8 protein-coding genes and 1 tRNA gene are annotated in these 8,097 nt (G+C 69.7%); 5 read left to right on the plus strand and 4 right to left on the minus strand.

The features are described 5' to 3' along the window. Nucleotides 1-96 precede the first annotated feature (96 nt). The 5 genes from ACFUC1_RS12435 to ACFUC1_RS12455 are packed head-to-tail and all read left to right on the plus strand — an operon-like array spanning nucleotide 97 to nucleotide 4,332. A complete protein-coding gene (locus ACFUC1_RS12435) occupies nucleotides 97-1,164 on the plus strand; it encodes an FtsK/SpoIIIE domain-containing protein (RefSeq protein WP_379120147.1) in 1,068 nt (355 codons plus the stop codon). A 44-nt stretch (nucleotides 1,165-1,208) separates the two neighbouring features. Further along, the gene (locus tag ACFUC1_RS12440; RefSeq protein ID WP_379120136.1) at nucleotides 1,209-1,541 is read left to right on the plus strand and encodes a WhiB family transcriptional regulator; all 333 of its coding nucleotides are present in this window, start codon (nucleotides 1,209-1,211) and stop codon (nucleotides 1,539-1,541) included. Further along, on the plus strand, nucleotides 1,541-3,061 hold the full coding sequence (locus ACFUC1_RS12445) for a replication initiator (protein WP_379120149.1): 1,521 nt from the start codon (nucleotides 1,541-1,543) through the stop codon (nucleotides 3,059-3,061). The genes ACFUC1_RS12440 and ACFUC1_RS12445 overlap by 1 nt, the downstream gene beginning before the upstream one ends. Nucleotides 3,062-3,064: 3 nt before the next feature. After that, a complete protein-coding gene (locus ACFUC1_RS12450) occupies nucleotides 3,065-3,268 on the plus strand; it encodes a helix-turn-helix transcriptional regulator (RefSeq protein ID WP_379120138.1) in 204 nt (67 codons plus the stop codon). After that, the gene (locus ACFUC1_RS12455; protein WP_379120140.1) at nucleotides 3,265-4,332 is read left to right on the plus strand and encodes a tyrosine-type recombinase/integrase; all 1,068 of its coding nucleotides are present in this window, start codon (nucleotides 3,265-3,267) and stop codon (nucleotides 4,330-4,332) included. The genes ACFUC1_RS12450 and ACFUC1_RS12455 overlap by 4 nt, the downstream gene beginning before the upstream one ends. 168 nt (nucleotides 4,333-4,500) lie before the next feature. On the opposite strand, the gene ACFUC1_RS12460 is transcribed toward ACFUC1_RS12455, so the two are convergent. From ACFUC1_RS12460 to tmk, 4 genes are all read right to left on the minus strand, one after another. Next, a tRNA-Thr gene (locus ACFUC1_RS12460) sits at nucleotides 4,501-4,577 on the minus strand. Between the two features lie 134 nt (nucleotides 4,578-4,711). Continuing rightward, nucleotides 4,712-6,253, minus strand: a complete 1,542-nt coding sequence (locus ACFUC1_RS12465; protein WP_379120142.1) for an alpha/beta hydrolase — start codon at nucleotides 6,251-6,253, stop codon at nucleotides 4,712-4,714. A gap of 27 nt (nucleotides 6,254-6,280) precedes the next feature. Further along, the gene (locus ACFUC1_RS12470) at nucleotides 6,281-7,429 is read right to left on the minus strand and encodes a DNA polymerase III subunit delta' (RefSeq protein WP_379120144.1); all 1,149 of its coding nucleotides are present in this window, start codon (nucleotides 7,427-7,429) and stop codon (nucleotides 6,281-6,283) included. Then, a complete protein-coding gene (tmk, locus tag ACFUC1_RS12475; RefSeq protein ID WP_379120145.1) occupies nucleotides 7,426-8,043 on the minus strand; it encodes a dTMP kinase in 618 nt (205 codons plus the stop codon). The genes ACFUC1_RS12470 and tmk overlap by 4 nt, the downstream gene beginning before the upstream one ends. Nucleotides 8,044-8,097 lie beyond the last annotated feature (54 nt).

Below are 8,097 nucleotides of genomic sequence, written 5' to 3' on the forward strand. Positions count from 1 at the left end.
AGGCCGAGGATGATCCAGCTCCTGCTGAGTCCCTGGTACCGGATGCGTTGGCCCCGGGTGGCGTCTCGGGTTGGGCTGGTTGCGCATGACCATGACATGACTCGACGCGACCGCTCAGGTGATCGAGCACCCTCCGTCGTGAGGACTCGCGTCACACCGTCTGGCGTTCACCGCATCCTGCTGCGACTGCCAGCAGGCATTACGCCCGGGCTCGTGGCGGACAGAACTGATGCGATCTCTCATGCCTTGCACTGTCGAGAAGTGCGGGTTGTCGAAGCCCGCCCCGGTCGAATCTGGCTGGAGCTCCACAGGCGCGACGCCTTGGCGCCGGTCATTGATCCACTTCCTCACGCAGCACCGGTCGACCTCACGGCACTCCCCCTGGGTCGCCACGAGGACGGTAAGGAGTGGCGCCTTCGATTGGCAGGGACCCATGTGCTCGTGGCAGGTGCCACTGGCTCGGGCAAAGGCTCTGTGCTCTGGTCCATCTTCCACGCACTCTGTGAAGCGACCAGGGAGGCCAGCGTGGAGATCTGGGCCATCGACCCGAAGGGCGGCATGGAGCTGCGGCCAGCAGGACGACTGTTCACACGGTTCGAGGACGGCACCAGCGAGGCCATGTGCCTCATGCTGGAGGATCTCGTCCGGGTCAAGGACGAACGGGCAAGGTCACTTGCCTCAGTCGGAAGGCGGGCTCACGTTGCCAGTCCCAGCTCTCCGCACATCGTCCTGGTGGTCGACGAGCTGGCAACCCTCACGGCGTTCGCCGAACGAAGCGTGGTGCGGCGAATCGAGCAGGCCCTTGGGCTCCTGCTGACGCAGGGGCGCGCATGTGGGCTGACGGTGGTCGCTGCGGTGCAGGATCCCGGCAAGGACGTCGTGGTTTGGCGCGACCTGTTTCCCACCCGGATCGCCTTGCGCTTGGACAACCCCATCCAAGTCGACATGGTCCTGGGCGATGGCGCCGCCGACTTGGGGGCGCGGGCCGACCGGATCAGCGAGCTGACCCCGGGTGTGGGGTACGTGCGCGTTGAGGGCACACGCGCCCTACGCCGCGTTCGAGCGTCGTACGTCTCGGACGAAGAGATTCCGAAATTGGTCGCAAGAGGTGCGCGTCCAGTAGCGGCCGCACTCGCTCCAGCACAGGAAGGCGAGGCCTCATGAGCCGCACTCCCCGATCAAATCCAGACGTGGGTTATGGCAGGCCGATGCCTTGGATCGACCACGGGCGTGGCCCATCGGTTCGGGAGCTCGACAGTCCACGCTGGCAACCCCGGGCCTCGTGCACAGGAGCCGGCGAGTGGCTGTGGTTCGCCGACGCCAACAGCCCATTGACGAGGCGTGCCGTGAGCATCTGCGCGCAGTGTCCCGTCCGGCGCGCATGCCTGGCCGCGGCCCTCGTGTATGCCGAAGAGTTCGGAGTCTGGGGTGGTGTCACCTCCGCACAGCGCAGAGTGCTTCTGAACCGTCTAGCGGACGGCTCGAATCTCACGGCCATCCTGGATGAGGCCCTAGCTCCTCAGGCCCACGAGGTCGCGTGATGCACGCACCCGTCGCTGGCCCTGTCGTCTCATTCTGGGGGCACGGGGATGCGGTCGGCCTCGACCTCGACGGCCTGTCCGACACCGAAGAACGACAGGTCCTGCGCAGGCTCACCTCGCGGCGCTTCGACGACTGGGCGGCGGCCGCCTCCCGTGTGGGTCACTGCACGGGGCCAATCAGGGTGAGAGGGACCAGCACCACGTTCGACGTCGCGACGGGACAGCCCATCCGCAGCTACAGCACCGACTCGGAACCATTGGGAGTCCTCCATCTGCGATGCGGAAACCGTCGCGCGGACGTCTGTCCCTCGTGCTCCCGTCTCTACGCGGCCGACATGTTCCACCTCCTGCGTTCAGGTGTCGTCGGGGGCAAAGGAGTGCCGGCCCACGTCCTGGACAATCCCCTCGTTTTCACGACCCTTACTGCGCCCTCCTTCGGGGCCGTTCACAGCGCCGCGTCGGCTACGGGGCGGTGCCATCCGCGCTCGAAGGCACCGCGGTGCCCCCATGGACGGAGCACCGGCTGCTTCAAGCGCCACTCGGATGTGGATCCCGAGCTTGGGCAGCCACTGTGTTGGGAGTGCTACGACTACCGCTCCCAGGTGGTGTGGCAGTGGTGGGCTCCTGAGCTGTGGCGCAGGTTCACCATCGCACTGCGTCGAGCGGTGGCCCGACACCTCGGAGTTGCACCTCGCGACCTCAACGAGGTGGCGACCGTCCAGTACGCCAAGGTCGCGGAGTTCCAGCTGCGCGGTGTCGTGCACTTCCACGCCCTCATCCGCTGTGACGGTCCGCGAACGGACGACGGCTTCAGCGAGGCGCCCGCTTCGGTAAGCGACAGCCTGCTGGCCAACCTTGTTGTCGCCGCGGCAGCCGCAGTGCGTTTCACTGCACCGCCCGTACTCGACGAGACCCAAGAGCGGCAGCTCCAGTTCGGTCGGCAGGTGGACGCTCGTGCCGTCACTGCGGCCCGACGCCTCGACGACCCCTCCAGCTCCCTCAAGCCCGAGCAGGTCGCCGGCTACCTGGCCAAGTACTCGACCAAGTCGGCAACCGCCAGCGCGGACGGCGGCAGCAACGCCCACTTGAAGCGGATAAAGGCCGTGGCTGGCGCGGTCGCCGACGCTATCGAGCACGACGGAAACCAGGACGAATCCGCTCCCTACGAGCTCATGTCGCACTGGGTGCACATGCTCGGTTTCCGTGGTCACTTCGCCACGAAGTCCCGCCGCTACTCCGTGACTCTCGGCGCTCTTCGGCGGGCCCGGCAGAGGGCGCAGCGGCTATTGGCTCACGCACAGGAAGCCGGGCAACCGCTAGACCTCTCTGCGATGGACGCGCTTCTCATGGCCGACGAGGAGGACGAGACAACCCTCGTGATTGGCGACTGGCGGTTCGCCGGAAGAGGTTGGGAGACGCCCGGAGACGCTGCCCTCGCAAGAGCGGCCGCGGCCAGGGCGCGGGAGTACGACCAGTGGAGGGCAGAGCAGCGCAGGAACCGACCGAAGCAGAGGAGCTGAGCAATGGAAGTAGAGCAGGGCCAGGTCTTCCCTCGCCTACTCACGGTGGAGGACGTTGCGAACATCTTGTGCGTCCCGCTGTCCACCGTCCACCACTGGGCCGTGCAGGGCGAGGGCCCGCCATCGTTCAAGGTCGGCAAGCATCGACGGTTCGACGCTGCCCTGGTCGCCGCCTGGCTCGAGCAGCGGAAGAACGGTGCCGCATGATCGAGCGACGAGAGCTGCCTTCGGGCCGCGTCAGTTGGCGCGTGCGCTATTACGGGCCGGACGGCCGGGAGCGATCCAAGTCCTTTCGACTGCGGCGCGACGCGGAGTCCTACGAGGCGAAGGTCCGCACGGAACGCAACCGAGGCGACTGGGTGGATCCGCGCCGCGGGCGGACGACCCTGAGCGACGTCTGGCGCGACTATGAGCGGATCGGGATGGGTCATCTCCGGGCAACGACCAGGGCGAGCTATCGCAATGCGTGGCGGCACGTCGAGAGGAGGTTTGGCGCCTGGCCGGTGGCGAAGATCGAGCACGCGGATGTCGCTGAGTGGGTGACCTCGTTCGGTCGGGAGGCCGGCCCTGACCTGGTCCGTTACGCACACCGGGTGCTGTGCCTCGTCCTCGACCACGCCATGCGGGAACGTCGTGTCTCGGCGAACGTGGCTCGCGGGGTGCGGCTGCCCCGGCGTCCACCGGCCCGTGAGAGGTTCCTAAACGCCCTCGAGGTGCAGACGCTCGCCGACCACCTCGGCAGGGACGGGGATCTCGTACTGGCGATGGCCTACCTCGGACTGCGCTGGTCGGAGCTCGCGGCGCTGCGGGTTGCCGACGTAGACCTCGAGAGGAAGCGGGTGCACGTGGTGGAACGGGCGACCGAGGTAGGCGGCAAGGTCGACGTCGCTGCCCCCAAGAGCGCCGCGTCCAATCGCTACATCGGCATTCCCACCCTCTTGATCACCCGGCTGGCTCCCCGTGTGAACGGGAAAGAGCGCGCCGCTTTGGTGTTCCCAGCTCCAGGAGGTGGCTACCTTAGGAACCGGAATTGGCGAACCAGGTCCGGCTTCGATGATGCAGTCAAGGGCCTTGGGCTGGACATCACGCCGCACGACCTTCGGCGGACCTTCGGGAGCCTTGCTCGTGCGGCGGGCGCAGACATGCGTTGGATCCAGAAGGCGATGGGCCACGAGTCGATCACTACCACGGCCCGGATCTACGCCCACCTCTACGACGACGAGCTCGACAGCGTCGCCGCGGCCCTGGATCGGATCGGAGGTCTCCGGTGACCGGCCTGAGCGTCCCCAGCGAATCGCTGTACGGCCAAAATGCGGCCACGCGCTGGCTCAGCGCCCTTTCCCAGACCGTCTTCTTGGCCCTGCTGTTCGGCATCCGGAAGTCGGCACAACAGGGCCTTACCAGCCGAAACGCCCCCCGGCGGACCGGGGGGCGTCTGGTGGAGCCGCCTAAGGGAATCGAACCCTTGACCTATTCATTACGAGTGAATCGCTCTGGCCGACTGAGCTAAGGCGGCAGGCGCCCATCGGGCACGGAGGTCGAGTATACGGATCGTCCCGGCATTTTCCGAACCGGCTCCGGATCACCTCCCGCGGTGCCTCCGGAGGCCGCTGCGGCAGCGTGACAGGCCCCCCGCCAGGTCGGGAGAGCTCAGCACTTCGTGTTGTCGGCCGGCACCTTCCCGGAGGTGTAGTAGTCGTTGACGGCGTTGTCCACACAGCTGTTCGAGCGCCCGTATGCCGTGTGCCCGTCACCGTCGAAGGAGATGAGCCGGCCGTTGGCCAGCTGGTCGCGCAGGCGCACCGACCCCTCGTACGGCGTCGCCGGGTCGCGGGTCGTGCCGATGACCACGATCGGTCCGCTGCCCTCCGCCGAGATCTTGTGCGGCTTGGCATCGGACTTCACCGGCCACTCCCCGCAGGGCGCGCTTCCCCAGGCCATGAACGCGCCCCAGGTCGGCGCCTTCTGCACGAACGACCTCGCCCGCGCCTCGTACGTCGCCGGGTCGGGCGAGTCGGGGTCGTCGAGGCAGGTGACGGCGTAGTACGCCTCGAGCAGGTTGGTCGTGTACCGGCCGTCCTTGTCGCGGGTCGCGTAGGCGTCGGCGAGGTCCATCAGCGCCGTCCCGTCGCCCGACTGCGCCTTGCCGAGCGCGTCGGTCAGGGTCGACCACTGGCCCTGGTCGTACATCGCCTGGGCCACGCCGGTCGCCGCCCAGCCCTCGGTGAGCTCGGTGACCCGGGCATCGCCGCGCACCGGGACCGGCTGGGCGTCGAGCTTCTTGAGCAGGTCCCGCAGCGAGGCCATGACGCCGTCGACCGACGAACCCAGTGGGCAGTCGCCCTCCTCGACGCACGACCCGGCCCACGCGCGGGTCGCCCGCTCGAAGCCCTCCGCCTGGCCGAGCGCGAGCTCCTCGGGGGTCGCGTCCGGGGGCACGACGCCGTCGAGGACGAACCGGCCGACGAGCTTCGGGAACAGGCCGGCATACGTGGCACCGAGGAAGGTGCCGTAGGACTTGCCGAGGTAGTTGAGCTTGGCGTCGCCCAGGGCCGACCGCAGGATGTCCATGTCCTTGGCCGCGTCGACGGTGGAGACGTGCGCGGCGAGCGGGCCGGTGTTGGCCACGCAGGCCTTGCCGAACTCGGCCCCCGACGCCATGTACGCGCGCTCCTCGGTGGCGTTGTCGGGCGTCGGGTCCTGGCCGAGGAAGGTGTCCATCTGCGCCTCGGGGAGGCACTGGACCGGGTCGGAGCGCTGCACGCCGCGGGGGTCGAAGCCCACGACGTCGAACCGCTGCCGCACCGGCTTGCCCACGATGAAGTCGGCCGCCCGGGCGTAGTCCACGCCGGAGCCGCCTGGCCCGCCCGGGTTCACCACGAGCGACCCGAGCCGCTCCTGGGGCCTGGTGGCGCGCATCCGCAGCACGCTGAGCTTGATCGTCTCGCCGTCGGGCTTGGCGTAGTCGAGCGGCACGGTGAGCTCCGCGCACTGCCCGGTGCCGCAGCCCTGCCAGCTCAGCGTCTGCGCGTAGAACCTCGCCAGCGCCTCCGACCCCGGCGGCGGTGTGCGCGAGATGGTGATGCTCGGCTCGGGGGCGGAGTTGGGGTCCCCCTCGAGCACCGAGCATCCTGAGAGGCCGGTCGCCAGCGCCACGAGGCCGGCGACGAGCGCGAGTCGCCGCACCGTCATGGTGGTGACGCTACACAGGCCCCGCCGTCAGCGCGGAACGCGCAGCGCGATCGCCATCGCCTCGAGGGCCAGCAGCGGCGCGACGTTGAGGCCGATCCGCTCGCGGGCGGTGCCGATCGCGTCCATGGCCTGCAGCAGCTGCTCGGAGGACATCGAGCGGGCGAGCGCCTGCACCGCGGGCAGGTTGTCCTGGTTGACCAGGCCGATGCTCGCACCCGAGTGCAGCACCATGGCGTCGCGGTAGACCGACAGTAGGTCGACGAGCGAGCGGTCGAGCACGTCGCGGGAGTGCCGGGTGGCGCGGGCCTTCTGCTCGCGCTCGAGGCCGGCGAGCTGGCTGCGGATGTGCGGCGGCTGGGTGCGAGCGGCCGGGTCGGCGCCCAGCACCTCCATCAGCCGCTGGCGCTCGGCGGCGTCGCGCTCGGTCGTCGCCGCCGCCGTCTCCTCGTCGGCGATCGACTTGAGGTCCTCGGCAGCCCCGATCGCGTCACCGACGCCGTGGATCCTGCCCGCCAGCGAGACGACGTCCCGGCGGCGGATGCGGGCGCCCTCGTCACGCGCCAGCCGCCGCGCGAGTCCGACGTGGCACTGGGCCGCGCGCGCGGCATACAGGGCCATCGGCATCTCGACGCCGTCGCGACGGTGCAGCAGCTCGGCCACCGCCTCGACCGGGGGCGTGCGCAGCCGGACGTGCCGCGAGCGGGAGCGGATCGTGATGATGACGTCCTCGACGGAGGGGGCGCACAGCAGCCACACGGTGCGCGGGGTGGGCTCCTCGAGCGCCTTGAGCAGGGCGTTCGCCGGCGCGTCGGTGAACGCGGTGAGCCGGTCGGCGTCCTCGATGATGATGATCCGCCACGCCCCGACCGACGGCCGCAGCTGGGCGAGCTGGACGAGCTCGCGGACGTAGGAGACCTTGATCGACAGCCCTTCGGTCGCCACGACGTCGACGTCGGCGTGGGTGCCGTCGAGGGCGGTGCGGCACTCGCGGCACTCCCCGCAGCCGCCCTGGCGGCACTGCAGGGCAGCGGCGAACGCGCGCGCGGCGTTGGACCGCCCCGAGCCTGGCGGCCCGGTGAAGAGCCACGCGTGCGTCATCGCCGCGGGCGAGTCCACCGCGCGCTGGAGGGTCTCGATCGCGGCCTCCTGCCCGATGACGTCGCGCCACACCGTCATGGCAGGACCCCCATCGAGCGCAGGCGCTGCACGACGGCCGCGTGGACGTCCTGCGGCGGGAGCGTGCCGTCGACGACGAGGTAGCGCTGGGGGTTGCCCTGCGCCATGGCGAGGTAGTGGGCCCGGATCGCCTCGTGGAAGTCGTCCTGCTCGGACTCGAGCCGGTCGTGCACCTCGCCGCGGCGGCGGCGACCCTCCTGCGCGGAGACGTCGACGACGACCGTGAGGTCGGGGACGAGGTCGTCGACCGCCCACATGTTGAGGTCGTGGATCTCCTGCGCGCCGAGGTCGCGCCCGGCGCCCTGGTAGGCCACGGAGGAGTCGGTGTAGCGGTCGGTGAGGACGACGTCGCCCGCCGCGAGCGCGGGGGCGATCACCTGCTCGACGTGGTGCGCCTTGTCGGCGGCGAAGAGCAGCGCCTCGGCCCGCGGCGAGACGTGGTCGCCGTGCAGGACGAGGTCGCGGATCTCGCGACCCAGCGGCGTGCCCCCGGGCTGGCGCGTGACCAGCACGGTGCGGCCGGCAGCCTCGAACGCGTCGCGGAGCAGGGCCACCTGGGTGGACTTCCCCGCCCCGTCTCCCCCCTCGAAGGCGATGAAGAGTCCGTCGGTCACGTCCCGAGCCTAGGCCAGGCCCCGGACAACCCCCGGACAGCGGTGTGGGGGCGG

The sequence above is a fragment of the Pedococcus sp. NPDC057267 genome (genome assembly GCF_042668795.1).
GTDB lineage: Bacteria > Actinomycetota > Actinomycetes > Actinomycetales > Dermatophilaceae > Pedococcus.

Excerpts from the sequence above, each read along its gene's own strand:
- ACFUC1_RS12435 (WP_379120147.1), top strand. The coding sequence starts at position 97 with ATGACTCGACGCGACCGCTCAGGTGATCGAGCACCCTCCGTCGTGAGG.
- ACFUC1_RS12440 (WP_379120136.1), top strand. The coding sequence starts at position 1,209 with ATGCCTTGGATCGACCACGGGCGTGGCCCATCGGTTCGGGAGCTCGAC.
- ACFUC1_RS12445 (WP_379120149.1), top strand. The coding sequence starts at position 1,541 with ATGCACGCACCCGTCGCTGGCCCTGTCGTCTCATTCTGGGGGCACGGG.
- ACFUC1_RS12450 (WP_379120138.1), top strand. The coding sequence starts at position 3,065 with ATGGAAGTAGAGCAGGGCCAGGTCTTCCCTCGCCTACTCACGGTGGAG.
- ACFUC1_RS12455 (WP_379120140.1), top strand. The coding sequence starts at position 3,265 with ATGATCGAGCGACGAGAGCTGCCTTCGGGCCGCGTCAGTTGGCGCGTG.
- ACFUC1_RS12465 (WP_379120142.1), bottom strand. The coding sequence starts at position 6,253 with ATGACGGTGCGGCGACTCGCGCTCGTCGCCGGCCTCGTGGCGCTGGCG.
- ACFUC1_RS12470 (WP_379120144.1), bottom strand. The coding sequence starts at position 7,429 with ATGACGGTGTGGCGCGACGTCATCGGGCAGGAGGCCGCGATCGAGACC.